The organism is Microbacterium sp. SCPM-O-B-15248 (M128) (assembly GCF_058214835.1).
Genome location: NZ_JBYQLI010000002.1, coordinates 512,218 through 536,524, shown reverse-complemented (window position 1 = coordinate 536,524; position 24,307 = coordinate 512,218). Strand labels below are relative to the sequence as shown.

The following is a 24,307-nucleotide window of genomic DNA, read 5'->3' as shown; positions in this document are numbered from 1 at the left end:
CGGCCGTCCCCCTTTCACCCTCCATCGGTTCCGAGGTACCACCATGTCCGCCGAATCCGCCACGGCCGTTCCCCGGCCCCCCGCTCGCACCGCCCCGGCGCCCGTGCTCACGGGCGCCCAGGCGGTCGTCCGTTCGCTCGATCTGCTCGGCGTCACCGACGTGTTCGGTCTGCCGGGCGGGGCGATCATGCCCGTGTACGACCCGCTCATGGACGACGAGAACGTCCGCCACATCCTCGTGCGCCATGAGCAGGGCGCCGGCCACGCGGCCGAGGGCTACGCCGCCGCCTCCGGGCGCACCGGTGTCGCCATCGCGACGTCGGGCCCCGGGGCGACCAACCTCGTCACCGCGATCGCCGACGCCTACATGGACTCGGTCCCGCTGGTCTGCATCACCGGTCAGGTCTTCTCGACCCTCATGGGGACGGATGCCTTCCAGGAAGCCGACATCGTCGGCATCACGATGCCGATCACCAAGCACTCGTTCCTGGTGAAGTCGGCCGACGAGATCCCCGGCGCGATCGCCGCGGCCTTCGAGATCGCCTCGACGGGCCGACCCGGTCCGGTCCTGGTCGACATCACCAAGGACGCGCAGCAGAACGAGGCGCCGTTCATCTGGCCGCCCAAGATCGACCTGCCGGGCTACCGCCCGGTGACCAAGGCGCACGGCAAGCAGATCCAGGCGGCCGCACAGCTCATCGCGCAGGCCAAGAAGCCGGTCCTCTACGTCGGTGGCGGTGTCATCCGTGCCAAGGCGTCGGCTGAACTCAAGGCCCTCGCCGAGGCGACCGGCGCCCCGCTCGTGACCACGCTCATGGCGCGCGGCGCGTTCCCCGACTCGCACGAGCAGCACCTCGGCATGCCCGGGATGCACGGCACGGTGCCGGCGGTCCTCGCGCTGCAGGACAGCGACCTCATCGTCTCGCTCGGCGCACGTTTCGACGACCGCGTCACCGGCAAGGCTGCGCTGTTCGCCCCGAACGCGCAGGTCGTGCACGTCGACATCGACCCCGCCGAGATCTCCAAGATCCGCACGGCGGACGTGCCGATCGTGGGCGACCTCAAGGACGTGCTGGTCGACCTGGAGGCGGCGTTCCGCCAGGCGGCATCCGAGACCGAGGTGGACTACTCGGAGTGGTGGTCGTTCCTGAACGGCCTGCGCGAGGAGTTCCCGCTCGGGTACACGCCGACCACCGACGGCCTCCTCTCGCCCCAGCACGTGATCCAGCGCATCGGCGAGATGACCGGACCCGAGGCGATCTACGCGGCGGGCGTGGGCCAGCACCAGATGTGGGCCGCGCAGTTCATCAAGTACGAGCGACCCAACGCGTGGCTGAACTCGGGCGGTGCCGGCACCATGGGGTACTCCGTCCCGGCGGCCATGGGCGCCAAGGTCGCCGAGCCCGACCGCGTGGTCTGGGCGATCGACGGTGACGGCTGCTTCCAGATGACCAACCAGGAGCTCGCGACCTGCGTCATCAACGACATCCCCATCAAGGTCGCGATCATCAACAACTCCTCGCTCGGCATGGTGCGCCAGTGGCAGACGCTGTTCTTCGACGGCCGCCACTCGAACACCGACCTGAACACCGGTCACGGCACCCGTCGCATCCCGGACTTCGTCAAGCTCGCCGAGGCTTACGGATGCCTCGCGATCCGCGTCGAGAAGGAAGACGAGATCGACGCCGCGATCCAGCTGGCACTCGACACCAACGACCGCCCCGTCGTGATCGACTTCGTCGTGAGCGCCGACGCCATGGTGTGGCCGATGGTTCCGCAGGGCGTCAGCAACAGCTACGTCCAGTACGCACGCGATCACTCGCCCGCCTTCGCCGAGCAGGAGGACTGACATGTCCAGGCACGTTCTCAGCCTCCTCGTCGAGGACAAGCCGGGTCTGCTGACCCGCGTCGCCGGTCTCTTCGCCCGTCGCGGCTTCAACATCGAGTCGCTTGCCGTGGGTGTGACCGAGGTTCCCGGCCTCTCGCGCATCACGGTCGTGGTCGACGTCGAGGGGCTGCCCCTCGAACAGGTGACCAAGCAGCTGAACAAGCTGATCAACGTCATCAAGATCGTCGAGCTCGACGCGGCCAGCTCGGTGCAGCGCGAGCACGTGCTCGTGAAGGTCCGGGCCGACAACGCCAGCCGATCCAACGTGCTGGAGGTCGTGAACCTCTTCCGCGCATCGGTGGTCGACTACGCCTCCGACGCCCTGGTGATCGAGATCACGGGCGACAAGGGCAAGGTCGAGGCCTTCCTCAAGGCCATCGAGCCGTTCGGCGTGAAGGAGCTCGCCCAATCGGGCCTGCTCGCGGTCGGTCGCGGCGGCAAGAGCATCACCGAACGCGTCCTGCGCGGCTGACCCTCCCACCCTTTCCACACACCCCCGGTCCCCGTCGCGGGACCTGTATCCAAGGAGAAAGCATCCCCATGGCAGAGATCTTCTACGACGACGACGCCGACCTCTCGATCATCCAGGGCAAGAAGGTCGCGATCGTCGGCTACGGCTCGCAGGGTCACGCGCACGCGCAGAACCTCCGCGACTCCGGCGTCGAGGTCGTCATCGCGCTCAAGGATGGATCCAAGTCCACCGCCAAGGCGCAGGAGGACGGCTTCGAGGTCAAGAACGTCGCGGACGCCGCCGAGTGGGCCGACCTCATCATGATCCTGGCGCCCGACCAGCACCAGCGCTCCATCTACGCCGACTCCATCAAGGACAAGCTGACCGAGGGCAAGACGCTCGCCTTCGCGCACGGCTTCAACATCCGCTTCGGCTACATCGATGCGCCCGAGGGCGTCGACGTCATCCTCGTCGCCCCCAAGGCCCCCGGCCACACGGTGCGTCGTGAGTACGTCGCGGGCCGCGGCATCCCGGACATCATCGCCGTCGAGCGTGACGCCTCGGGCTCGGCCTGGGACACCGCGCTGTCGTACGCCAAGGCGATCGGCGGCACGCGCGCCGGCGTCATCAAGACGACCTTCACCGAAGAGACCGAGACCGACCTGTTCGGCGAGCAGTCCGTGCTCTGCGGTGGCATGAGCCACCTCGTGCAGTACGGCTTCGAGACGCTCACCGAGGCCGGCTACCAGCCCGAGATCGCCTACTTCGAGGTGCTGCACGAGCTGAAGCTCATCGTCGACCTCATGTGGGAGGGCGGCATCGCCAAGCAGCGCTGGTCGATCTCGGACACCGCCGAGTACGGCGACTACGTCTCGGGCCCGCGCGTCATCGACCCGTCGGTCAAGGAGAACATGAAGGCCGTCCTCGCCGACATCCAGTCGGGTGCCTTCGCCGAGCGCTTCATCGCCGACCAGGACAACGGCGCCCCCGAGTTCCTCGCCCTTCGCGAGAAGGAGCAGGGTCACCCGATCGAGGCGACCGGCCGGGAGCTCCGCGGCCTGTTCGCGTGGAAGCAGCAGGACAGCGACTACACGGAAGGCAGCGCTGCGCGCTGACCTGCGTCCTCGGACGCCCCGGAGCCCTCGCGGTTCCGGGGCGTTCGGCGTACCGGCGGGGCATCCTCGCTGTGTCGGTGCCCGGCGCTACCGTGGTCGGGTGAGCACTCCCCGCGACGACGACGCCCTCTCTTGGGACGGTGACGACGACCCGACCCTCGACGTCGGCGATCGTGCCCCGGCCGACGACCCGGGAACGCCGGCCGGAGCGGAGCCCGCTGCGGCGGCCTCGACGCACGGCGCGGCCACCGCGGCCCCGACCGATCCGGCCGTGCGACAGCCCGCGGCGTCCTCGGCGCCCGATCCGGCCCCGACGATGGCGCGGGCGCAGGCCCCCGCGCAGGAGGAGACCGAGACGGCGCCGGCCGCGTCGGCGCCCCTCGGCAACGCCGGGCTCGTGGGCATCGGCATGGTGGCGGCGACCTTCCTGCTCTTCGCCATCGGGTGGGTGCTCGCCGGGCGCCAGCTCCTCGCCCTCGGCATCCCGATCCCCGACGTCACCGTCATCGCACTCACCGCCGGCGCCGCGCTGGCCCCGCCGACCTGGTTCGTGGCGACGCTCGTGCTGACGCGCGGCTGGCGCACGTGGCAGCGGTTCCTCGTGCTGATCCTGGGAGTCGTCCTCCTCGTGCCCTGGCCGCTGCTGTCGATGGGATCCCTCGTATGAACGCCGTCCCGCGTACCCGCCTGCTTCCGACGTGGATCGTCGTCGCGATCGCCGGTATCTTCGGCCTCTTCTACGCGTTCGTCGTCTGGAGCTCGGTCGACCTGCTGATCCTCCAGGTCAAAGGCCCCCTCGGACTGAACGGTCTGGGCTGGTTCGTCTACATCCTTCCGATCGTCTTCCCGCTGGCGGCCTTCGGCGTAGCTTTCGCGATCGGCGCACGTCGGCGCGCGGGGGAGTTCTCGCTCGCGATGCTGGCGGGGCTGACGCTGTCTGCGGCCTTCTGGCTCGCGGTCGTGGGCTACGGCACGACGTCGTACGGCCTCTACGGCGGCTGACGCGGCCGGTCGTGCGCGTGCGGTTCGGCGCGTGCGGGTTCGGCGCGCGCGGAACGGCGGGGGATGCCGCGGCACGTCACAGTGTCCGGGGCGCATCGGCGACCGCGCTAGGCTGACAGACGGCCCGCACGGGCCGCGCGCCCGGATCTCATCGGTGGTGTGCGGTGGTGCGCGCCGGTCCCGTGCACCGTTTCGAAGGACTCATCCGTGACGAAGCCCGTCGTGCTCATCGCCGAAGAACTCTCTCCCGCCACGATCGACGCGCTCGGCCCCGACTTCGACGTGCGCCACGTCGACGGGACCGACCGCCCCGCGCTGCTCTCGGCCCTGGCCGACGCGCACGCGGTGCTGGTGCGGTCGGCCACCAAGATCGACTCCGAGGCGATCGACGCCGCCCCGTCGCTCAAGGTCGTCGCCCGGGCGGGTGTCGGCCTCGACAACGTCGACATCAAGTCCGCGACCGCGGCCGGTGTCATGGTGGTCAACGCGCCGACGTCGAACATCATCTCGGCCGCCGAGCTCACCGTCGGCCACGTGCTGAGCCTTGCGCGTCGCATCCCCGCCGCGCACGCCTCGCTCGCGCAGGGATTGTGGAAGCGGAGCTCGTTCACCGGCACCGAGCTCTTCGAGAAGACCATCGGCATCATCGGCCTCGGCCGCATCGGCGCCCTCATCGCCGCCCGCCTGCAGGCGTTCGACATGCGCGTGATCGCGTACGACCCGTACGTCACGGCGACGCGCGCTCAGCAACTGGGAGTGCAGCTCGTCTCGCTCGACGAACTGCTCGAGCAGAGCGACTTCGTCACGATCCACATGCCGAAGACGCCCGAGACCACGGGCATGATCGGCGCCGAGCAGCTGCGCCGCATGAAGAAGACCGCCTACGTCATCAACGTCGCCCGTGGCGGCCTGATCGACGAGGACGCCCTCTACGACGCGCTCACCTCGGGTGAGATCGCCGGGGCCGGCCTCGACGTCTTCTCCACCGAGCCCCCCGCCGAAGACGGTCCGGCCCGCAAGCTCCTCGACCTGCCGAACGTCGTCGTCACCCCCCACCTCGGTGCCAGCACCGAAGAGGCGCAAGAGAAGGCGGGCGTGTCGGTGGCACGCTCGGTCAAGCTCGCGCTCGAGGGCGACCTCGTGCCGGATGCCGTGAACGTCGCCGGCGGCGCCATCGACCCGTTCGTGCGGCCCGGTATCGCGCTCGTCGAGATGCTCGGCCAGTTCTTCAGCGGCCTGGCCGACAGCGCGCTCTCCAGCCTCGACATCGAGGTGCGCGGCGAGCTCGCCGCCTACGACGTGAGCGTGTACCGCCTCGCCGCACTGAAGGGCATCTTCAGCCGCATCGTCAGCGAGACCGTTTCGTACGTCAACGCGCCGCTGTTCGCCGAGCAGCGCGGGGTCGAGACCCGCCTGATCGTCGAGGCCGAGAGCCCGCTATACCGAAACATCACGATCCTGCGCGGCACCCTCGCCGACGGCTCGACGCTCACCGTCGCCGGGACGCTCGCGGGCACCCGCATGGTGCCCAAGGTCGTCGCGATCAACGGGTACGACATCGAGGTGCCGATCGAGCGGCACCACCTCGTCATGCGCTACGCCGACCGCCCCGGCATCGTCGCGATCTACGGCCAGAAGCTGGGGGAGGCGGGCATCAACATCGCCGGTCTGCAGGTGGCGGCCCCGGATGCCACCGGCCGAGCACTGTCGGTGCTCACGGTCGACTCGCCCGTGCCCGATGGCATCCTCGACGCGATGCGCGAGGCCGTCAACGCCGACCTGTTCCGTCAGATCGAGATCGTCGAGAGCTGACGCTCGATCGGAGAATCGGGGAGGGGGTCGCGGAAGCGGCCCCCTCCGTCGTTGCCGGCGGTGGGTCGCGAGGTCGGCGATGTGCACAAATTCAGCGGGTCGGCGCCACTCTGATGTGAGTTTGCGCGCATCGCTGAGTCTGCGCGCACGCACGCGAGTGGCGCGCGGATCGTGGTTCGGGTAGGAGCTGGCGTTCAGGTGGTCGCGGCGAGGACAGCGGAGATGAGGGCGTCGAGGTCGGCGCCTTCGAGCGTCGACCCCGGCACGGCGTTGAGGTCGAGCACCGCGTTGAAGTAGAGGCCGTCGCTGACGAGCAGCACCATCTGCAGGGCCGTCTCGTCACGGGTGTGCGGGCGCAGGCTCGCTTCCCACAGTTCGCGAACGCGCCGGAGCGAGGCCGACGCCGCGTCGTTGCCGTTCTGCGCCAAGCGGGAAACGGCGAGGATCGTCGCGTCGAGGGGTGACCCGGTGTTCTGTGACGAGCGCAAGTGGGCGGCGACGACGCCCTCGGCGGACTTCTCGATCTCGTCCACGTCCTGCTGGGCGAGTAGCTCGAGTCGACGCACCAGTGCTTCTTCGAGCGCGCTCTTGGAATTGAAGTGATACAGCAACCCGCCCTTGGAGACGCCCGCGGCGCGAGCCGTGGCATCCATCGTCGCGGCGCGTTCGCCCTCGTCGACGAGGATCTGGGTGAACGCGTCCAGGACGGCATCGCGGGCGAGAGGGGGGCGGCTCATGACTCCTCGATCGTAAGGGCGGATGTCGGTTCCTTCTGATACTATACCGGCCGGACGGTTCAGAATCAGGAACGGAACTATGCTCACCTCGTCGTTGCCCACTCAAGAGATCAACGCCCCTCGCGCCGGCTGGCGCGGGTGGTTCGCGCTGGCCGTGCTCATGCTCCCGGTGCTGCTGGTCTCGGTCGACAACACGGTGCTGAGCTTCGCGCTCCCCGAGATCGCGCTCGACCTGCAGCCCACGAGCATCGAGCAGCTGTGGATCATCGACGTCTACCCGTTGGTCCTGGCCGGTCTGCTCGTGACGATGGGCACGCTCGGCGACCGTTTCGGGCGCAAGCGCATGCTCCTCATCGGTGCCACGGGTTTCGCGGCGGTGTCGGCGCTGTCGGCGTTCGCCCCCACCGCTGCCGCCCTCATCGCCGGCCGCGCGCTCATGGGCGTGTTCGGTGCCATGCTGATGCCCTCCACGCTCTCGCTCCTGCGCAGCATCTTCCGCGATCGCGACCAGCGTCGGTTCGCGATCGCCGTGTGGGCGTCCGGCTTCTCTGCGGGTGCCGCCCTCGGCCCCATCGTCGGAGGGTTCCTCCTCGAGCACTTCTCATGGGGCTCGGTCTTCCTCATGGCCGTGCCGGTGCTGGTCCCGCTGCTCGTGCTCGCCCCCTTCTTCGTGCCCGAGAGCCGCGACCCCGCTCCCGGCCGCTTCGACCCCGTCAGCGTGCTGCTGTCGCTGGCGACGATGGTGCCGATCGTGTACGGCATCAAGAAGCTCGCGGTCGACGGCCCGCTCTCACTCGCGCCCGTGCTCTTCGCCGTCGGCATCGTCTTCGGGGGGCTGTTCGTCCGTCGTCAGCGGCGCCTCGCGACACCCATGCTCGACATGACGCTGTTCCGCCGCGGCACATTCTCGGGCGCCATCCTGGTCAACCTCCTCAGCGTCGTCGGGCTCGTGGGCTTCCTGTACTTCGTCGCCCAGCACCTGCAGCTCGTGGTCGGTCTGTCGCCGATGGTGGCCGGCTTCGCGCTGCTGCCTGGACTCGTGCTCATGATCGTCTCGGGTCTGGCGGTGGTGCCGGTGGCACAGCGGTTCCCGGCCCGAACGGTCGTGCCCGTAGCGCTGGGCTTCTCGGTCGTCGCCTACGTCATGGTGGCGTTCTCGACCGCGGATCTGGTTCTGCTGATCGTCGCTTTCGGTCTGCTCGGCATCGGCATCGGAGCGGCCGAGACGGTCTCGAACGAGCTCATCCTCTCCAGCGCTCCGCCGGCCAAGGCCGGGGCGGCCAGCGCCGTGTCCGAGACGGCCTACGAGCTGGGTGCCGTGCTCGGCACCGCCGTGCTCGGCGGCATCCTCGCGGCGTTCTACCGCGCGCAGCTCGTTCTCCCCGCGGGCCTCCCCGGTGGGGCGGCGGACGCGGCTCGCGAGACGCTCGCGGGCGCTGTCGCGGTGTCGGAGACGCTCGAGGACCCGTCGCTCGCCGAGGCCTTGCGCACGGCCGCGGCGCACGCGTTCGACTCGGGTGTGGTCGTGACCGCGCTGATCGGCGCGGGTCTCATCGTCATCGCCGCGCTCATCGCTGCCACTACCCTGGGAGGAAACCGCGGCGCGTCGACGAAGTGACGCGCCCTGAGCGCTGAGGAGTGCGATGTCGCGCGTCGTGAAACTGGCCGTCATCCCCGGTGACGGCATCGGCCCCGAGGTCGTTGCGGAAGCCGAGAAGGTGCTCGACGCCGTGACCGCGGCCTCCGACGTCACCTTCGAGAAGACCCCCTTCTCGCTCGGCGCGGGCCGGTACCTCGAGACCGGTGACACGCTCACCGACGACGATCTCGCCGCCATCGCCGCGCACGACGCGATCCTCCTCGGCGCCGTCGGGGGAGTGCCCGGCGATCCGCGACTCAAAGACGCCAACATCGAGCGCGGCCTGCTGCTGAAGCTGCGGTTCGAGCTCGACCACTACGTCAACCTGCGTCCGTCGAAGCTCTACCCCGGAGCGACCAGCCCGCTCGCCGATCCCGGTGCGATCGACTTCGTCGTGGTACGCGAGGGCACCGAGGGGCCGTACGTCGGCAACGGCGGCGCCATCCGGCGCGGCACGGCCCACGAAGTCGCCAACGAGACGTCGGTGAACACCGCGTATGGAGTCGAGCGCGTCGTCCGGTACGCCTTCGCCCTCGCCGAGCGGCGGCGCAAGAAGCTCACGCTGGTGCACAAGACGAACGTGCTCGTGCACGCCGGCGGAATGTGGAAGCGGATCGTCGACGACGTGGCATCCGAGTTCCCCGGGGTCGACGTAGACTACCTGCACGTCGACGCGGTCACCATCTTCCTGGTCACGAACCCGAGCCGCTTCGACGTGATCGTCACCGACAACCTCTTCGGCGACATCCTGACCGACCTGGCCGGCGCCGTCACCGGTGGCATCGGCCTCGCCGCATCGGGCAACATCAACCCCGACGGCGCGTTCCCCTCGATGTTCGAGCCCGTCCACGGATCGGCGCCCGACATCGCAGGCTCCCAGAAGGCCGATCCCACGGCCGCGATCCTCTCCGTCGCCCTGCTGCTCGATCATCTCGGGCTCACCGACGAGGCCGCCCGCGTCACCCACGCGGTCGAGTCCGACATCGCGGACCGGGATGCCTCGCCCCGAACCACCGCGCAGATCGGCGACGCCATCGTCGACCGTCTCCGGGCGTAACCTGGAGCGATCCGGCCGCGCCGCCGTCCCGCGCCCCCGAACAGTCTGAAAGCGCAGATCATGACCACCATCGACACCGACCCGGACACCGGACTCGAGCCCCTCGAGTTCTCCGTCACCCGCAACCTCGCGGCCACGAACGCCGCGCAGCGCGACGAGATCCTGGTCGCGCCCGGCTTCGGGCAGAACTTCACCGACCACATGGTCGACATCTGCTGGTCGGTCCGCGGCGGGTGGCATCGTCCGCGCGTTTCGCCCTACGGTCCGATCTCGCTCGACCCCGCGGCCGCTGTGCTGCACTACGGGCAGGAGATCTTCGAGGGCATCAAGGCATACCGTCACGCCGACGGCTCGGTGCACACGTTCCGCCCCGACCAGAACGGTCGGCGCCTGCAGCGCTCCGCCCGCCGCTTGGCGCTTCCCGAACTGCCCGTCCCGTACTTCCTGCAGTCGCTGCGCGAGCTCATCGCGGTCGACGGGGCATGGGTGCCCTCGGGCGAGGACCAGAGCCTCTACCTGCGTCCCTTCATGTTCGCGAAGGAGGCCTTCCTCGGCGTGCGTCCCGCGCACAAGGTGGCCTACTACGTGATCGCGAGCCCGGCGGGCGCGTACTTCAAGGGCGGCGTGCAGCCCGTCTCGATCTGGCTCAGCGAGGACTACTCGCGCGCCGGCAAGGGCGGCACCGGTGCGGCGAAGACCGGGGGGAACTACGCGGCGAGCCTGTTGCCGCAGTCCGAGGCCTACGAGAACGAGTGCGACCAGGTGGTGTTCCTCGACCAGGACCGCAACGTCGAGGAGCTCGGCGGGATGAACGTCGTGTTCGTCTACAAGGACGGCACGATCGTCACTCCGCAGTCGGACTCGATCCTCGAGGGCATCACGCGCGACTCGCTCCTGCAGCTCGCTCGCGATCGCGGCCACCACGTCGTCGGGCGGAACGTCTCGCTGACCGAGTGGCGCGAGGGTGTGGCATCCGGTGACATCGTCGAGGTGTTCGCGTGCGGCACGGCGGCGGTCGTCACCCCGATCGGGACGCTCAAGGGGCGCGACTTCATCGACGAGCAGCCCACCGGCACCCTCGCGCTGGAGCTTCGTCAGGAACTCACCGACATCCAGTACGGCCGCGCCGAAGACAAGCACGGCTGGCTCTACCGCCTCGACGCCTGAGTCGCGCCACCACGAAGGGGTCCCTGAACGGGGGCCCCTTCGTCGTTGCTGCACCGGCGGCGGTGGGCGGCTGCGGCGGTGGGCGTGCCGACAAACGCCATTCCTGTCGAGACACGCGCTGTCGCGGCGTTCCTCGCGAGGAACAGCGTTTATCGCGAGGAGGGCGGGGGCGGGGGCGTGGGCGGCGGGGCGGGAACGGATGCCATGGGGGAGGCCGCCGATAGGCTGACGGGGTGAAGATCGCTCGGTTCAGCCACCAGGAAACGCTCCGCTACGGGATCATCGACGACGGCGAACTGGTCGTCCTCGAGGGCGATCCGCTGTTCGCGGGTTTCGACACGACGGGGGAGCGGATCCCGCTGACCGAAGTGACGCTGCTCGCGCCCGTGATCCCGCGCTCGAAGGTCGTCTGCATCGGCAAGAACTATCACGACCACGCGGCCGAGATGGGCGGCGAGGCACCGGCCGAGCCGCTCATGTTCCTCAAGCCGAACACGTCGGTGATCGGTCCCGACGACGTGATCGTGCGGCCCACCGCCGTGAGCTCCCGCACCGACTATGAGGGAGAGGTCGCGGTCGTGATCGGGCGTATCGCCAAGAACGTCCCGGCCGAGCGCGCTCTCGACTACGTCTTCGGCTACACCGTCGCGAACGACGTGACCGCCCGCGACCTCCAGAGCCGCGACGGGCAGTGGACCCGCGCGAAGGGCTTCGACACGTTCTGCCCGGTCGGGCCGGTCATCGAGACCGATCTGGACACGGATGCCGCCGTCATCACGACGCGCGTCAACGGCGAGGTGCGGCAGAACGGGCCCATGTCCGACATGATCCACTCGGTGCCCGACCTGATCGCGTACGCCTCCGCGGTGTTCACGCTGCTGCCGGGCGATCTGATCCTCACCGGCACGCCCGCGGGCATCGGGCCGTTCGAGGCGGGCGACACCGTCGAGGTCGAGGTCAGCGGGATCGGAGTGCTGCGCAACACCGTGCGCGATGCCTGACACGATCCCCGACGTGGATGCCGCGGTCGACATCGCGGCCGTCCAGCGTCGGACCGTGCGGGTGCTGGCCTCGGGCCAGGTCCTCAGCGGGGTGGCGTTCGGGTCGACGCTGTCGCTGGGTGCGCTGCTCGCGGCGGACCTGTCGGGGCAGGACGCCCTGTCGGGCTTCGCCACGGCGGCGGTCACGCTGGGAGCGGCGCTGACGGCGATCCCGTTGGCGCGTCTGGCCTCCGTCCGCGGCCGCCGCTTCGCGCTGAGCGCGGGGAACATCGCCGCGCTCGTCGGCATCGCGATCGTGGTGCTGGCGGCTTCGACGCGCCTGTTCCCGGTACTGCTCGTCGGCATCGCCCTCATCGGTGCGGGCAACGCCGGCACGCTGCAGGCGCGGTTCGCCGCGACCGACCTCGCGAGCACGCGTCGCCGGGGCCGAGATCTCGCAACGGTCGTGTGGGCGACGACGGTGGGCGGGGTCGTGGGGCCGCTGCTGCTCGCGCCGGGAGAACTGCTCGGGGCGGGCATCGGGATGCCGCGGCTCACGGGGGCGTACCTCTTCTCGTTCGCAGCGCAGGCGTGCGCCCTGGCGCTGTACGTGCTCGTGCTGAGGCCGGACCCGCTGCTGCTGGCGCAGCGTCAGGCGCGCGACAGCTCGCGGTCGGTCGAGGATTCCGTCGTCGATCGGCCCCGGCTCGCGCGGTACGCGATGCTCGCGGTGGCGGCCTCGCACGTCACGATGGCGTCGGTGATGGCGATGACGCCCGTCCACCTCTCGCACATCGTCGCCCCGGATGCCGTGACCCTCGCGGTCGGGGTCACGATCGCGTTGCACGTGTTCGGCATGTACGGCCTGTCGCCGATCTTCGGCATCCTGGCCGACCGCGTGGGCCGCATTCCGATCGTGCTCCTCGGTCAGGTGCTGCTCGCGGCGGCTCTGGCGGTGGCGGCGACCCTGTCGTGGTCGCAGGCCGGCGTGCTCGTCGCTCTCGTGCTCCTCGGGCTCGGCTGGAGCGCGGCCACCGTCGCCGGGTCGGCGCTGCTGACCGAGGCGACCCCGGTGGCCGGACGGCCGCGTCGTCAGGGACGCAGTGACACGCTGATGACCGCGTGCGCGGCGGTCGGCTCGGTCGCGGCCGGGCTCATCCTCGGGGTGGCAGGCTACGGCGGCCTGGCGCTGTGGGCGCTCGTGCCGGTCGCGGCGGTGTGTCTCGGCGCGGTGTGGGTCAGAGCGCGAGGCTGACCGGAGCGGTCCGCTCCGCCCGGAGGGCTCGGAGCGCGCGGTCGACGTCGTCTTCGTCGTTGAAGACGTGGAACGCGACGCGGGCGCGTCCGGCGCGTCCGGAGGCGATGATCCCGGATGCCGTGAGTCGCGCGAGCGCGCAGCCCTCGGCATCCGGCCAGGTGACGATCGCGGAGGGGCGATCGGGGTCGGCGAGGTCGAGGCCCGCGCGGAACCGCGCGGCGAGCCCCGTGGCATGCGCGTGGACGGCGGCAGCGTCGGCGGTGGCGAACATCTCCAGCACGGGGGCGGCGCCGACGAACGCCTGCCACGCGGGGGACACGTCGAAGCGTCGGGCGTCGGGCGCCAGTCGCGCCTCCGCGCCGTAGCACGAGGCCCACGGGTCGTCGCCGGAGTACCACCCGGCCTGCACGGGCCTCAGCCCCGCCGCGAACGAGGGCGAGAGAGTGAGAAAGGCGACGCCGCGCGGCGCGCACAGCCACTTGTAGGCGTGACAGACGGTGGCGTCGAACAGGGTGGCATCCACGGGGAGCCATCCCGCGGCCTGAGTGAGGTCGCACAGCGTGCGCGTACCCGTGCGCGCGGCGGCCGCGGCGATGGCCATCGCGTCGGCGACCTCGCCCGTCGCGGACTGCACGAGCGAGAACGCGACGAGCCACGTGTCCGCGGTGATCTCGTCGGCGAGACGGGCGAGCGGGACGGTGCGCAGGCGGATGCCGCGGACCGTGTGCGCGAACGGGGCGACGAGCGAGGCGAAGTCGCCCTCCGGGCACAGCACCTCGGCGCCCTCGGGCACCGACGCGGCGATGAGCGAGACGGCGACGGAGGTCTGCGCGGCGATCGCGACCTGCGACACCGGCGCGCGGACCAGCTGCGCGTAGGAGCGGCGCGCGTCTTCGACGGCGCGGGTGGCGGCTGCCACGTCGGGGCGACCGGATGCCGCGGCCGCGAGGTCGGACGAGAGAGCCGCCACGGTCGCGCGGGACGGGAGGCCGATGGTGCAGGCCGCGAGGTAGTCGCGACCGCCGGCGAAGTGCGGGGCGAGCGTCATGGATCCAGGATGCCGACCCTCCCACGCATTCCACTACGGCAGGTATTGCATGAGAAACATTCGATCTGGTTATGTGTTCGCATGACCGACGCGCCCCTCGACGACGGCCTCGACGCCCACGCCCTGCGCGTGGTGAAAGCGATCGCCGACACCGGGTCCATCACCGCGGCCGCGCGCGCCCTGGGGTACAGCCAGCCCGCGGTGAGCCAGCAGCTGCGGCGCCTCGAGCGTCGGGCCGGCCTGCCGATCGTCGAGCGCGTCGGCCGCGGCGTGCGGTTGACCGAGGCGGGGCGGATGCTCTCCCGACACGCGGCCACCGTGACGACGGCCCTGGATGCCGCGGCCGGCGACCTCGCGGAGCTCCGCGGTCTGCGCGCGGGGCGCGTGCGGATCGCGGCCTTCCCTTCGGCGTCCTCCACCGTCGTGCCGCGGGTGATCGCGGCGGTCTCGGCGCGCCGACCGGGGGTGTCGATCAGCTTCGTCGAAGCGGAGCCGCCCGACGCCATCGCCGCCGTACGCGAGGACCGCGCCGACATCGCGCTCACCTACAGCTACCCGGGCGACCGGGGCGAGCACTCGGACTCCGCGGCGAGCGGGCTCTCGGTGCGGACGGTGGGGGGCGACGACACCGTGCTGGTCGTGCCGATCGAGCACCCCGCCGCGGACGGCGGTCCGATCGACCTGTCGCAGCTGGCGGGGGAGCGGTGGATCGCCGGGTGCCCCCAGTGTCGCGGCCATCTGCTCGAGGCCTGCGGGCGCGCGGGGTTCCTCCCCGACATCGCGTTCGAGACCGACAACTACATCGCCGTCGAGAACCTCGTGGCCCAGGGGGTCGGCGTCGCGATTTTGCCGCGCATGGCCGTGGCATCCCTCCCGCTCGTCGCCGGGATCGCGGCGCCGCGCCTGCCTGCCGCCGAGGCTCGCACGCTGCACGTCGTGACCGCGCGCGGTGCGGAACGCGTGCCCGCCGTCGGGGCCGCGCTGCAGGTCATGGACGAGATGCTCGCCGAGTACCGGCATCCGGTCGCTCGCACCCCCGGATCGGCGCGCGCCCGCGAGTAGGATCGAGGGGATGTCTGCCACGCCCGATCCCCGCACCACGACCGCCACCGGCGCCGACGTTCGCGTCCGGTTCTGCCCCTCACCGACGGGGCTGCCGCACGTCGGTCTGATCCGCACGGTGCTGTTCAACTGGGCGTACGCCCGGCACAACGGTGGCAAGCTCGTCTTCCGCATCGAAGACACCGACGCCGCGCGCGACAGCGAAGAGAGCTACCAGCAGCTCCTCGAGGCGCTGCGCTGGATGAACATCGACTGGGACGAGGGTGTCGAGGTCGGCGGACCGCACGCGCCGTACCGGCAGTCGCAGCGTCACGAGATCTACCGCGAGGTGCTCGACAAGCTCGTCGCCGCCGGCGCCGTGTACGAGAGCTACTCGACCGCCGAAGAGATCGACGCGCGCAACGAGGCCAACGGCCGCGCCAAGCAGCTCGGCTACGACAACTTCGACCGCGACCTGACCGACGAGCAGAAGGCCGCCTTCCGCGCCGAGGGTCGCGAGCCCGCGTGGCGCGTGCGCGTGCCCGACGAAGATCTGACGTTCGTCGACCTCATCCGCGGCGAGGTCACCTTCCCGGCGGGGTCGTTCCCCGACTTCGTGATCGTGCGGGCCGGCGGCATCCCGCTCTACACGTTCGTGAACCCCGTCGACGACGCCCTCATGGGCATCACCCACGTCATCCGCGGCGAGGACCTCATGCCGTCGACGGCGCGTCAGCTCGCGCTGTACCGCGCCCTGCTGGATGCCCGTGTGACGACGTACATCCCGCGCTTCGGCCACATGCCGCTCGTGCTCGGCGAGACCGGCAACAAGAAGCTCTCCAAGCGCGACCCGCAGGCCGACCTGTTCCTGCAGCGCGAGAAGGGCTTCATCCACGAGGGGCTGCTCAACTACCTCTCGCTGCTCGGCTGGTCGCTCTCGCACGACCGCGACGTGTTCTCGCTCGACGAGATGATCGCGGCGTTCGACATCGCCGACGTGAACCCCAACCCGGCCCGCTTCGACCAGAAGAAGGCCGAGGCCATCAACGGCGACCACATTCGAATGCTGGACGCCGACGACTTCGCGGCGCGGATCGTCCCGTACCTCGCCGGTGCCGGGCTGATCGCCGAAGAGCCGAGCGAGGAGCACCGGGCGATCATCGCCGCCGCGGCACCGCTCGTGCAGGAGCGCGTGCAGTTGCTGGGTGAGGTTCCCGGGATGCTCGGATTCCTCTTCGTCTCCGACGTGGAGTACGCCGAGGACGCGCTGAAGGGCCTTCCCGCCAACGCGGGCGAGGTGCTCGTCGCCTCCGTCGGCGCGCTCGAACTCGTGCCCGAGGGGGAGTTCACCGCCGCTGCCGTGCAGGAAGCGCTCTCGCGCGCTCTCGTCGAGGAGCTGGGGCTCAAGCCCCGCGTGGCCTACGGTCCGCCCCGCGTCGCCCTCACCGGCCGCCGGGTGTCGCCGCCGCTGTTCGAGTCGATGGAGCTCCTCGGCAAGGGCGAGACCCTTCGCCGCCTCGACGCCCTCGTGCAGCACCTGGGCTGAGGCTCTTCCTCAGCGACGCAAGCGCGCGGATGCCGGTGTCGGCATCCGCGCGTTCTCGTTGCGGATGCCGGGGGCCGGCGCCGCGACGCGCGCGGGGCGGCGCCGGTTTGGCGCACGGCCTCGCGTCACGTAAGCTTGATCCTCGGCACGAGCTTCGGTTCAGCGCCTTGGGGTATGGTGTAATTGGCAACACGGCGGTTTCTGGTTCCGTTGTTCTTGGTTCGAGTCCAGGTACCCCAGCAATAGATTCGGCGAGATTCCGCGGCTAAACAGCCCACTCGCCCGCACCCTTCCTCACCCCGTTTCGGGCCTGGTGACCACATTGGTGACCAGAAACCCCCAAACGCCCGCTGATCTGGCGATTCTCCGACGGGATGCGCGGGGGAGTGCGGGACGCTCCCGGCCCGTGCGGGGATGCGTCGCGTACCTGCCGGGCATGGATGACTCGCCCTCCCCGGTGCCGGTGTTCCTCACGGCGCGTGAGGTCGCCGACCTGCTGCGGCTGCCGCTGCGGACGGTCGAGGACTGGCGGCTTACCCGCTCCGGCCCACCGTATGTGAAGCTCGGCCGGCACATCCGCTACGACCGCGACGAGCTGCTCGCCCCGATCGGCACCTACGGCACCATCTCCATCCGACTCCAGCCCAGCGGGCGATACGCGGCGCGCACCCGCTACCGCGACTGGGACGGGAAGAGCCGAGAGGTCCAGTACACAGCCAGCACGAGGCCCGCGGCGGAGCGCGCGCTGAAGAAGAAGCTCGCCGATCGTTCGCTGTTCCACCCCGGGTTCACCGGGATGAGCGCCGACAGTGCGTTCACTGCCCTGGTCGACTACTGGCTGGAGGACGTGGAACTCGAAGACCGCCTCTCCCGCACGACCCGACTGCTCTATGAGCGCAACATGCGTTCGCTCGTACTGCCGTTCTTCCAGAACGTCACGCTCCGGGAAATCGGCGTGGCCCGCTGCGACTACTTCCTCAAACAACTCGCGAAGCAGAGCTACAACCGTGCCCGCCAAGCACGCGTCGTTCTCCGTCTCGCCCTCGGCCTCGCTGTGCGCCACGAAATCCTCCCTCGCAATCCCATGGACCACGTGTCGCGTCTGCGCAGACCGACGCGCAGCCCGACGTGTTCACCTGGGACGAGATCCAAGCCATCCGCGCCGCGATCCGCGACTGGGAGAAACGGCCCATCCTCGCCGGTCCCCGTCCCGACGGACAACTCGGACAGATCGTCGAGGTCATGCTCGGCACGTCCGCCCGCATCGGCGAGGTCCTCGCGATCCGCGTCGCCGACCTCGACGCACCCGTGCCGATGGTCCGTATCGCAGGGACGATCGTCAGCCGCAAGGGTGAGCCCACGCACAGGCAGGATCATCCGAAGACTGCACGCTCGGTCCGTCGCGTCGCGCTTCCCGGGTTCGCGTTGCGTGCGGTCGGTGCTCGGCTCCGCGGCTTGCGGTTCGTCGGCCCGGGGACGCTGTTGTTCGCCACCCGTGTCGGGACAGCGCACACGACGAACAACGTCCGTCGTCAGCTCCGTGATGTCATGGACCAGGCCGGCATCGAGGACGTCACCCCGCATCGGTTCCGCCGCACTGCCGCGACCGCGATCAACGACGTTGGGGGACTCCAGCTTGCCTCCGAGTTCCTCGGTCATAGCGATCCCGCGATCACTCGTGAGCACTACATCCGTCGGAAATCGAGACCGTGAACCCCGCTGCCGCCGGCTTCCTCGAGCAGGCGTTCGGGAGGGCGAGCTGACAGGCCAGCAGTCGGTGCGGCTGCCTACAGTAACGAGAAGCTATCTGCCATCTCGTATGAACTGATTTGCCGCCTGCGCGACTTCTCGACCTCCGAGCGACGCGTATCAGTCAGCACTGACACCCGCGAGAAGAGGACATGAGAGGCGAGCAGATCTCGCCAACCTCTCGACGTGGGCGGCGCGGCCACCTTCGTTGTCGGAGGCCGTCGGTACGCTCTAAGCATGAGCCTGATTGACCGCGCCGATGCGCGACGCAAGTGCGCGCTCGCGGCAGTGGGTCCATCGGATCAGGCTGGCTCGAGCGCCGGCCTCGTCTACGTCTCCTGCTTCCCAGATCGGGCTGATATGCGGAAGTTCCTGGCCGACCTGGCCTGGGAAACCGAGGCATGGCGCGCCTCTGATCCGGCCCACATGATCCATCTCAATGGGGACAAGTTCCTCGGTCCGCGCGCCGGTGAGGCGTCGTGAGAGCCGATACCTATCCGCTCTTCCTCGATGAGCCGACCGACGTCGACCTGTTGTCATTCGACGCTGTCGCCGGCACGGTCGTCGATGCCCTGCTCGACCCTCGTCTCGATCCCATCGCGCTCGGGCTCTCGGGCTCCTGGGGGAGCGGTAAGACTTCGGTGCTGCGCATCATCGCAAAGCAATTGAAACCGAAACAGGGCGAGCCGGTGTCCCGTCTCGTCATCGAGACTGACCCATGGCGATACGACCCTCAGCTCGGAGTCAAAGAGTCGCTGATCGGCGAGATCCTCTCCGCCATCGAGGAGGCTCTTCCCGAAGAGGGTGTCGGAGCGCAGTCGAAGGCTCTCGTCAAGCGCCTCTTGAAGCGGATCGACTGGACCAAGGCGATGAAGCTCGCTGCCCAGTCTGCGGTAACAGTGACCCTGCCCTCACTCGATAGCGTGCTGAGCCTCGTCAAGCCGAAGGAAGGCGGAGACAAGAACAGCCCTGAGCCGATCACGGACATGGTGCAGTTCCATGCTGAGTTCCGCGCTCTCCTTGAGTCGGAGGGTATGGAGACGATCAAGAACGTCGTCGTACTTGTCGACGACCTGGACCGCTGCCTTCCCGAGACCGTCGTCGAGACGCTTGAGACCATCAGGCTCTTCCTGTCGGTGCCGAAGATGTCTTTTGTCATCGCTGCTGACGAAGAGCGCGTTGCAGATGCGATCGCCACTCGCTATCCAGCTGCACCTGAGACAAAGCCGGGCGAAGAGACACCGGCGCAGCTCTATCTACACAAGATCGTCCAGACCTCGGTGCCTGTACCCGCACTCTCGGATTTCGACACCGAGGCCTATCTCGTTCTCCTTCAGATCCGCGCGCTGGTCGAACCAGCCGAATACGCGCAGATTGTGAGCGACGTCTCCGTCGCGCGGCGTGGAGCAATCGCGCTGGAAACGGTCGCCTCGCTCCAGAAGGACGAGTTCCTCGAGCAGCGCAACAACGCGGCCCGCATCCGCCCCATCGTTCATGAGAAGACAAAGGGCAATCCCCGACGCATCAAGCGGTTCCTGAATGACCTGTCGGTTCGTTTGAGCATCGCGGCTCGGCGCGGGATCACACTGGATGCGGCCACGATCGCGAAGCTCATGGTGCTCGAGCAGTACTTCCCTGATGAGTTCAAGGAAGTCACCGGCTGGCTGCGCGAGCAGACGCTCCGCCAGAATCTGGCCGCATTGGAAGCACAAGCCGGGACGCCTCAGGCTGATGACGAAGCAGAACAGCAGCTGGAACCGGCCGGTGCTACCGACACAGAAGGCACCGACGACACTGAAGCGAACGCGGAGGCTCCTGCGAAAACTGGAGCAACCAGCGGCGCCTCGAAGCCTCGGTTCGGCGACGGACTGATCCGCTGGGCGCGACTTTCTCCACCGCTCGCTAAGAAGGATATCGCGCCGTATCTCGTCTTCGCGGCAAGCTTTAAGAGCGTTTTCCTGGCTTCCGAAGGACTGCCGGAATCGATCCGCGACATCGCGACGCAGATCCTGTCGCGTTCGGTCGGTGAAGCCCGGCGCGTGACCGAAGATATGCTTCGCAACTTGCAGAGCAGCGAAGCAGACAAGCTGATCCACCATATTGGTGGCGTGATCGCTGACGAGCCGCAGAAGCAGTCGGCTGGCATAGTCGCGATACTTCGGATTGTTCGTGTTCAGCCATCGTCTGTTGCGACGGCTGTCTCGGCGCTGAAGCGATTGCGGCCCGCGGATCTCAAGGTGGGCGGTTTCGCCCAGCTTCGCGCAGACGATCCTGAGCCAATTGTCGAGCAGATGACGCAGATGGCGAACGCCAGTGGACGTAAGCAACTCATCGAAGCCGTTGCTGCTGCCAAGGAGGGCATCTAGTCATGGGGACAAGCTCGTCGTATAAGGGGTCGACGGGCAAGGTCGGTCGTGCCCTCCGTGATGGCGTCGACCAATGGGCGGACGGTCAGGCGGACGGCCAGAAGACTCGCATTCCTGAGGGTGTCGTCGCCCAGGCGCTGAAGATCCCTGTGTTCTCGCGCCGCTCATCGGGCGGCGGAGGCGGTGGAGCCAGCGGTGGCAGCGGGGGCACCGGCCGCAAGCAGAGCGCCCCGCGTCGTGACGCGCGCGCGTACGCCTCGACCGCGAGCCGTGCTGCCAATCTCGCCCGCGCATTCCGCGAAGGTGATCGCGAGGCCCTCGCGAAAGCCGGTCTCGACTTTGATTCGCTATCCGCCCTGCCTACCCGAGCCGAAATGGTTCGAGCCATTCTCGACGTCGTCTGCGAGGCGCAGACTTCCAGCGATATCCCCGCCGAAGAGCAGCGAGACATCGCGCATCACCTTCTCGAGTGGATGCTCGATACGGATGTGAACCCGTCGACGCCGGACGCTGCAGCCACTGCTGAACACGCGATTGGCGTGATGATCGCGGAGATCTTCATCTCCGAGTCAGACGAATTCACATCCACCGGCTCGGTCTCGCGCGAGGACTTCATCGATGAGGTCTACGACACGAGTCATCACTTGGCCGCACGAGCGAACCTCTCGGAGACGGGTGCAAGTCCGGACGCCATCGACACGACTATCGAGCGTGGCCTCCGTTATCTCCGCCGCATCTACAAAGACGGAGCCGAGTAACCATGTTCTCGTACGAGCTGACTGTCGCGCCCGTCCCATCTACGACGACCTCCGACGCGGATCGAACGTTCTACTGGCATGATGGTCATTCTCACCAATACTTCCGAGCCAACTACGGCCCACTACTTGGTGGTCTCGGCGCAGTCAATGACCGCAACATCGATCTGGTCCGCATTGCCATTGCAGTCCTGGCAGCGGACCGCTCATCGTTGCGCTCCGGGCGACTGTCTAACTGGAATCAGCGAGACATCTCCATTGCCGTAGACGTGCTGGCGGCAAGTCCGTGGCAGACCGTGCAGCCCGAGCTCGAGAAGCTCCTCGGCTTCCTCACCGGAGATATCTGGCGGTTCACATTTCGCGAGAACGCTGGAGCTCCGGAACAGATCGCAACCGTCGGACTTGGCGCAACGCGCGTCGTACTGCTGAGCGGTGGAGCAGACTCAGCGACCGGTGCCTTGCTGTCCGCTGTCGACCTCGCTTCGCGCGGTGAACAACAGATCCTCGTCTCGCACTGGGCGTCGCCAAACCTGTCTCCGATTCAGACTCGAGTCGCGGATGCGATTGAGGACCTCGCGCCTGGTACGACGGCCGATCATGTGAAGGTGCTGCTGGCGCGTGGCCGTCACTCACCGACCGGGAAGGCTTACGGCAAGGAAAACTCGACGAGGTCTCGTTCCTTCCTGTTCATCGCTTTGGGGCTCGCGGTGGCTTCGGTCCACAAGGTGCCCCTCTGGCTGCCCGAGAACGGCTACGCATCGATCAACCCGCCGCTCTCTTGCAGTCGTCGGGGGAGCCTCTCCACCAAGACAACGCATCCAAAGTTCCTCGGCGATCTGATTTCCCTTCTCGCATCGGTGGGAGCGCACCACGACCTGGTCAATCCGCACGCCACTGAGACTAAGGGCGAGATGTTCGAGCGCGTGCGGGAACTGCTTGGAAACGAGCGCGCCAGCGCGTTCCTCAGTGACACGTCGTCCTGCTCGCATACGGGCGCGAAGTCGTACGGAATCTCCGCCAAGATCGCGTGCGGCGTGTGCTTCGGGTGTGTACTGCGACGGGCCTCGTTTAAGGCGGCAGCGCTGGACGACAGCACGCCCTACCTCGTCCCCGAGGGCGACAAGCAGTTAGCTTGGGTGAAGGAAAAGTCCGTGGTGCCAGCCATGCGTGATTTCCTTCGCGAATCATTCGGAGAACCAGATCTTGCGAAGCTCCAGCTCCCGTCGAGCATCGCTCTAGCCGACGCCCTCGAGCTGTGCCGACGAGGACGCGAGGAATTGCGGGGACTCGATCTATGAGGATCCCCCCACCGCTCGATACTCATGCGCACGTGGACCCGGGCATCGACGCCTCTGAATTGCGGAAGCTCGGGGCCTTCATCTTCGCGATGACTCGGTCGCTAGACGAGTTCGAAGCAGTGCGATCACGTTCTGATCGCAGGGCACTCTGGGGTGTCGGAGTTCACCCGGGACTTGTCCGGGCGCAGAAAGCATTCACTGTCGAGCGTTTCCGACAGCAGATCCAGGACACGCCTCTCGTGGGTGAAGTTGGCCTGGACGGCTCGAGCCGCGTGCCGATCGAGCTGCAGACGGCAACGTTCCGACACGTTCTCGAGGAGCTCCAGCGTCACCCGCGGATTGTGAGCGTGCACAGTTCCGGCGCGCACCTTCGCGTGCTACGAGAGCTGCATCGCACTCCGGTCGAGGGCGTCATCCTGCATTGGTGGACCGGGGGAGCTGAGGTGACCGAAGAGGCCGTCCGGCTCGGGTGCTACTTCTCGCTGCCGCCAGCCATGATGTCCTCCGAGGAGACGGTTCGCGCAATCCCGCCGTATCGACTCCTTACAGAAACTGATCACCCGTATGGCGATCGGCGTACGCGAGGGGCCAAGCCCGGTCGTGTTAGCGAGGTAGAACAGAGTCTTGCTGGCCTCCGCGGCATCGAAGCGCACGTGCAGCGGATCGAAGTGTGGGTCAACTTCGCCAAGCTTGTGGATGCGGCCGGGGTCGGAGCAGCCCTGCCTTCTGAGTGGCGAACGACGCTTCGTGGCGGTGACCGAAGATGAGTAGCGCTGCGCCACGTCAACTTCCAGTGCCCTGGCGGCGCGTTCGAACGGAATGAGGAGCACCTATGGCCACGGTTCGTAGTCAGGTCCCGTCTGCGGCGACCATCTCGGAGAACATCGAGGCGCTCGCGGGCAATCGGCAGTTGATGTCGAAGAACATCATCAAACAGCTTCGAGACCTGACCGAACGTGTCATCGTCCGCGCCCACACGAAGTCGGACACCACTACGTACGATCTCGACGCCATCAAGGCCGGGACGGCGTGGATCGGTTCGTCCGGCAAGAAGTTCAATTTTCTTCATAAGTTCCACAAACTCCTCCAACAGAGCGAGTCGCATTACACCTTCGACGGTGATGTATCTGAGCAGCTCGAGCGTTGCGTCAGCCAACGCTCCACCCCCTTCGCGGGTACCGCGATGATCTCGGCCACAAAGGGGTCCTCCAAAGAATCGGCGAGCAGCCGAGACAGCTCGCCCGCGAGTACCGCACCGCTCTCCGTCCGATGGACGACGGGGCTGCGTCAGCATCCTGTTGCAGGGGACGCTCATAGCATTGTCTTGTCGGCTTGAAGGCCCAGGCAGAAACGAGTGTTATGGAAGATGCGAGCGAAGCGAGGGCGACCCCAGGCCTA

At 68.2% G+C, this 24,307-nt stretch carries 23 protein-coding genes, 1 tRNA gene and 2 pseudogenes; 23 read left to right on the top strand and 3 right to left on the bottom strand.

Features of this window, described 5'->3' with window-relative positions; genetic code table 11:
• Positions 1-43 precede the first annotated feature (43 nt).
• The 6 genes from AC3E6M_RS05225 to serA all read left to right on the top strand — a co-directional run bounded on the left by AC3E6M_RS05225 (position 44) and on the right by serA (position 6,268).
• Positions 44-1,849 (top strand): acetolactate synthase large subunit, encoded by a 1,806-nt coding sequence (locus AC3E6M_RS05225; RefSeq protein ID WP_490529249.1) that lies wholly within the window; start codon positions 44-46, stop codon positions 1,847-1,849.
• Position 1,850: 1 nt separating this feature from the next.
• Positions 1,851-2,360 (top strand): acetolactate synthase small subunit, encoded by a 510-nt coding sequence (gene ilvN, locus AC3E6M_RS05220; RefSeq protein WP_138177291.1) that lies wholly within the window; start codon positions 1,851-1,853, stop codon positions 2,358-2,360.
• Positions 2,361-2,428: 68 nt separating this feature from the next.
• Positions 2,429-3,454 (top strand): ketol-acid reductoisomerase, encoded by a 1,026-nt coding sequence (gene ilvC / locus AC3E6M_RS05215; RefSeq protein WP_138177293.1) that lies wholly within the window; start codon positions 2,429-2,431, stop codon positions 3,452-3,454.
• A 100-nt stretch (positions 3,455-3,554) separates the two neighbouring features.
• Positions 3,555-4,121, top strand: coding sequence for a DNA polymerase III subunit gamma/tau (locus AC3E6M_RS05210; RefSeq protein WP_490529248.1), 567 nt, complete (start codon positions 3,555-3,557; stop codon positions 4,119-4,121).
• On the top strand, positions 4,118-4,456 hold the full coding sequence (locus tag AC3E6M_RS05205) for a bacitracin resistance protein (protein WP_490529247.1): 339 nt from the start codon (positions 4,118-4,120) through the stop codon (positions 4,454-4,456). Before AC3E6M_RS05210 ends, AC3E6M_RS05205 begins: the two co-directional genes overlap by 4 nt.
• Positions 4,457-4,663: 207 nt before the next feature.
• Positions 4,664-6,268 carry a phosphoglycerate dehydrogenase gene (gene serA, locus AC3E6M_RS05200; protein ID WP_490529246.1) on the top strand — a complete coding sequence of 535 codons (1,605 nt, stop codon included), beginning with the start codon at positions 4,664-4,666 and terminating at the stop codon, positions 6,266-6,268.
• 194 nt (positions 6,269-6,462) lie between these two features.
• Here serA and AC3E6M_RS05195 read toward each other — a convergent pair whose 3' ends face one another.
• Positions 6,463-7,005 carry a TetR/AcrR family transcriptional regulator gene (locus AC3E6M_RS05195; RefSeq protein ID WP_138177301.1) on the bottom strand — a complete coding sequence of 181 codons (543 nt, stop codon included), beginning with the start codon at positions 7,003-7,005 and terminating at the stop codon, positions 6,463-6,465.
• 79 nt (positions 7,006-7,084) lie between these two features.
• Here AC3E6M_RS05195 and AC3E6M_RS05190 point away from each other — a divergent pair, with 79 nt between their 5' ends.
• From AC3E6M_RS05190 to AC3E6M_RS05170, 5 genes are all read left to right on the top strand, one after another.
• Entirely contained in the window at positions 7,085-8,623 is a 1,539-nt protein-coding gene (locus AC3E6M_RS05190) for an MFS transporter (RefSeq protein ID WP_138177303.1), read from the top strand.
• Positions 8,624-8,648: 25 nt separating this feature from the next.
• Positions 8,649-9,701, top strand: a complete 1,053-nt coding sequence (locus tag AC3E6M_RS05185; RefSeq protein ID WP_490529245.1) for a 3-isopropylmalate dehydrogenase — start codon at positions 8,649-8,651, stop codon at positions 9,699-9,701.
• A 60-nt stretch (positions 9,702-9,761) separates the two neighbouring features.
• Positions 9,762-10,868, top strand: coding sequence for a branched-chain amino acid aminotransferase (locus AC3E6M_RS05180; RefSeq protein WP_490529244.1), 1,107 nt, complete (start codon positions 9,762-9,764; stop codon positions 10,866-10,868).
• A gap of 233 nt (positions 10,869-11,101) precedes the next feature.
• Complete coding sequence (locus AC3E6M_RS05175; RefSeq protein WP_490529243.1) at positions 11,102-11,869, top strand: fumarylacetoacetate hydrolase family protein; 768 nt, start codon at positions 11,102-11,104, stop codon at positions 11,867-11,869.
• Positions 11,862-13,103 carry an MFS transporter gene (locus AC3E6M_RS05170; RefSeq protein ID WP_490529242.1) on the top strand — a complete coding sequence of 414 codons (1,242 nt, stop codon included), beginning with the start codon at positions 11,862-11,864 and terminating at the stop codon, positions 13,101-13,103. The genes AC3E6M_RS05175 and AC3E6M_RS05170 overlap by 8 nt, the downstream gene beginning before the upstream one ends.
• On the opposite strand, the gene AC3E6M_RS05165 is transcribed toward AC3E6M_RS05170, so the two are convergent.
• Positions 13,087-14,154 (bottom strand): aminotransferase class V-fold PLP-dependent enzyme, encoded by a 1,068-nt coding sequence (locus AC3E6M_RS05165; RefSeq protein ID WP_490529241.1) that lies wholly within the window; start codon positions 14,152-14,154, stop codon positions 13,087-13,089. The two genes, AC3E6M_RS05170 and AC3E6M_RS05165, sit on opposite strands and share 17 nt — an antisense overlap.
• An 81-nt stretch (positions 14,155-14,235) precedes the next feature.
• On the opposite strand from AC3E6M_RS05165, the gene AC3E6M_RS05160 reads away from it, so the two are divergent.
• The 4 genes and pseudogenes from AC3E6M_RS05160 to AC3E6M_RS05145 form a co-directional block, all read left to right on the top strand.
• Positions 14,236-15,216: a LysR family transcriptional regulator gene (locus tag AC3E6M_RS05160; protein WP_490529240.1), complete on the top strand. Its 981-nt coding sequence runs from the start codon at positions 14,236-14,238 to the stop codon at positions 15,214-15,216.
• Positions 15,217-15,226: 10 nt separating this feature from the next.
• Complete coding sequence (gltX, locus tag AC3E6M_RS05155; protein WP_490529239.1) at positions 15,227-16,741, top strand: glutamate--tRNA ligase; 1,515 nt, start codon at positions 15,227-15,229, stop codon at positions 16,739-16,741.
• Between the two features lie 168 nt (positions 16,742-16,909).
• Positions 16,910-16,981: transfer RNA gene (locus tag AC3E6M_RS05150), tRNA-Gln, on the top strand.
• 196 nt (positions 16,982-17,177) lie between these two features.
• Positions 17,178-17,333 (top strand): annotated as a pseudogene (locus AC3E6M_RS05145) (helix-turn-helix domain-containing protein); the annotation flags it as partial.
• Between the two features lie 80 nt (positions 17,334-17,413).
• Here AC3E6M_RS05145 and AC3E6M_RS05140 read toward each other — a convergent pair.
• Complete coding sequence (locus AC3E6M_RS05140; protein ID WP_490529238.1) at positions 17,414-17,560, bottom strand: hypothetical protein; 147 nt, start codon at positions 17,558-17,560, stop codon at positions 17,414-17,416.
• Here AC3E6M_RS05140 and AC3E6M_RS05135 point away from each other — a divergent pair.
• From AC3E6M_RS05135 to AC3E6M_RS05100, 8 genes and pseudogenes are all read left to right on the top strand, one after another.
• Positions 17,538-17,669, top strand: a pseudogene (locus AC3E6M_RS05135) (tyrosine-type recombinase/integrase); the annotation flags it as partial. The gene AC3E6M_RS05140 and the pseudogene AC3E6M_RS05135 sit on opposite strands and share 23 nt — an antisense overlap.
• Before the next feature lie 200 nt (positions 17,670-17,869).
• The gene (locus AC3E6M_RS05130; protein ID WP_490529237.1) at positions 17,870-18,454 is read left to right on the top strand and encodes a tyrosine-type recombinase/integrase; all 585 of its coding nucleotides are present in this window, start codon (positions 17,870-17,872) and stop codon (positions 18,452-18,454) included.
• 273 nt (positions 18,455-18,727) lie between these two features.
• On the top strand, positions 18,728-18,973 hold the full coding sequence (locus AC3E6M_RS05125; protein WP_490529236.1) for a BsuBI/PstI family type II restriction endonuclease: 246 nt from the start codon (positions 18,728-18,730) through the stop codon (positions 18,971-18,973).
• Complete coding sequence (locus AC3E6M_RS05120; RefSeq protein WP_490529235.1) at positions 18,970-20,856, top strand: KAP family P-loop NTPase fold protein; 1,887 nt, start codon at positions 18,970-18,972, stop codon at positions 20,854-20,856. The genes AC3E6M_RS05125 and AC3E6M_RS05120 overlap by 4 nt, the downstream gene beginning before the upstream one ends.
• Before the next feature lie 2 nt (positions 20,857-20,858).
• A complete protein-coding gene (locus AC3E6M_RS05115) occupies positions 20,859-21,614 on the top strand; it encodes a hypothetical protein (protein WP_490529234.1) in 756 nt (251 codons plus the stop codon).
• Positions 21,615-21,616: 2 nt separating this feature from the next.
• Positions 21,617-22,909: a hypothetical protein gene (locus tag AC3E6M_RS05110; protein ID WP_490529233.1), complete on the top strand. Its 1,293-nt coding sequence runs from the start codon at positions 21,617-21,619 to the stop codon at positions 22,907-22,909.
• The gene (locus AC3E6M_RS05105) at positions 22,906-23,676 is read left to right on the top strand and encodes a TatD family hydrolase (protein ID WP_490529232.1); all 771 of its coding nucleotides are present in this window, start codon (positions 22,906-22,908) and stop codon (positions 23,674-23,676) included. Before AC3E6M_RS05110 ends, AC3E6M_RS05105 begins: the two co-directional genes overlap by 4 nt.
• A 65-nt stretch (positions 23,677-23,741) precedes the next feature.
• Positions 23,742-24,245, top strand: coding sequence for a hypothetical protein (locus AC3E6M_RS05100; RefSeq protein WP_490529231.1), 504 nt, complete (start codon positions 23,742-23,744; stop codon positions 24,243-24,245).
• Positions 24,246-24,307: the final 62 nt, after the last annotated feature.

Excerpts from the sequence above, each read along its gene's own strand:
- AC3E6M_RS05115 (WP_490529234.1), top strand. The coding sequence starts at position 20,859 with ATGGGGACAAGCTCGTCGTATAAGGGGTCGACGGGCAAGGTCGGTCGT.
- AC3E6M_RS05105 (WP_490529232.1), top strand. The coding sequence starts at position 22,906 with ATGAGGATCCCCCCACCGCTCGATACTCATGCGCACGTGGACCCGGGC.
- AC3E6M_RS05165 (WP_490529241.1), bottom strand. The coding sequence starts at position 14,154 with ATGACGCTCGCCCCGCACTTCGCCGGCGGTCGCGACTACCTCGCGGCC.
- gltX (WP_490529239.1), top strand. The coding sequence starts at position 15,227 with ATGTCTGCCACGCCCGATCCCCGCACCACGACCGCCACCGGCGCCGAC.
- ilvN (WP_138177291.1), top strand. The coding sequence starts at position 1,851 with ATGTCCAGGCACGTTCTCAGCCTCCTCGTCGAGGACAAGCCGGGTCTG.
- AC3E6M_RS05160 (WP_490529240.1), top strand. The coding sequence starts at position 14,236 with ATGACCGACGCGCCCCTCGACGACGGCCTCGACGCCCACGCCCTGCGC.
- AC3E6M_RS05125 (WP_490529236.1), top strand. The coding sequence starts at position 18,728 with ATGAGCCTGATTGACCGCGCCGATGCGCGACGCAAGTGCGCGCTCGCG.
- AC3E6M_RS05110 (WP_490529233.1), top strand. The coding sequence starts at position 21,617 with ATGTTCTCGTACGAGCTGACTGTCGCGCCCGTCCCATCTACGACGACC.
- AC3E6M_RS05195 (WP_138177301.1), bottom strand. The coding sequence starts at position 7,005 with ATGAGCCGCCCCCCTCTCGCCCGCGATGCCGTCCTGGACGCGTTCACC.
- AC3E6M_RS05190 (WP_138177303.1), top strand. The coding sequence starts at position 7,085 with ATGCTCACCTCGTCGTTGCCCACTCAAGAGATCAACGCCCCTCGCGCC.
- AC3E6M_RS05185 (WP_490529245.1), top strand. The coding sequence starts at position 8,649 with ATGTCGCGCGTCGTGAAACTGGCCGTCATCCCCGGTGACGGCATCGGC.
- AC3E6M_RS05180 (WP_490529244.1), top strand. The coding sequence starts at position 9,762 with ATGACCACCATCGACACCGACCCGGACACCGGACTCGAGCCCCTCGAG.
- AC3E6M_RS05205 (WP_490529247.1), top strand. The coding sequence starts at position 4,118 with ATGAACGCCGTCCCGCGTACCCGCCTGCTTCCGACGTGGATCGTCGTC.
- AC3E6M_RS05170 (WP_490529242.1), top strand. The coding sequence starts at position 11,862 with ATGCCTGACACGATCCCCGACGTGGATGCCGCGGTCGACATCGCGGCC.
- AC3E6M_RS05100 (WP_490529231.1), top strand. The coding sequence starts at position 23,742 with ATGGCCACGGTTCGTAGTCAGGTCCCGTCTGCGGCGACCATCTCGGAG.
- AC3E6M_RS05225 (WP_490529249.1), top strand. The coding sequence starts at position 44 with ATGTCCGCCGAATCCGCCACGGCCGTTCCCCGGCCCCCCGCTCGCACC.
- ilvC (WP_138177293.1), top strand. The coding sequence starts at position 2,429 with ATGGCAGAGATCTTCTACGACGACGACGCCGACCTCTCGATCATCCAG.